Here is a 551-nt window from a genome sequence, read left to right on the forward strand (position 1 = left end):
ACCTCACACCGCCACCGGGTAACACTGCAGACCCTTTCTGCCGCGCACGCCGATGAGCCCCAGCCGTAGTGTCACCCCCGAAGCCGCCGCCGCCCGCGAGGCCGGCCTGCGCTATGTCAGCGACGAAATGCCCGGCCTGCAGCGGCGTCGCGCCGGCAAGGGCTTTAGCTACCGCGATGCCGATGGCGCGGCGGTGCGCGATGCGGCCACGCTGGCGCGGATCCGCGCGCTGGCGATCCCGCCGGCCTACACCGATGTATGGATCTGCGCGCTGCCCAACGGCCACCTGCAGGCCACCGGCCGCGACGCACGCGGGCGCAAGCAATACCGCTACCACGCGGACTGGGCGCGGGTACGCGGCGATGGCAAGTTCGACCGCATCATCGCCTTCGGCACGGCACTGCCCGGGCTGCGCCGCCGCTTGCGGCGCGACCTCAAGCTGACCGGCTTCCCGCGCGACAAGGTGCTGGCCATCGTGATTGCGCTGCTGGCGCAGACGCTGGTGCGCGTGGGCAATGAGGTATACGCCCGCGACAACCGGTCCTACGGAT

General features: G+C 71.1%; 1 pseudogene. It reads left to right on the forward strand.

Annotated features, from left to right (window positions below):
- Window positions 1-52: 52 nt before the first annotated feature.
- Window positions 53-551: pseudogene (locus ACXJKJ_RS31750) on the forward strand (DNA topoisomerase IB); the annotation flags it as partial.

It is taken from the genome of Roseateles sp. P5_E1, assembly GCF_054049335.1.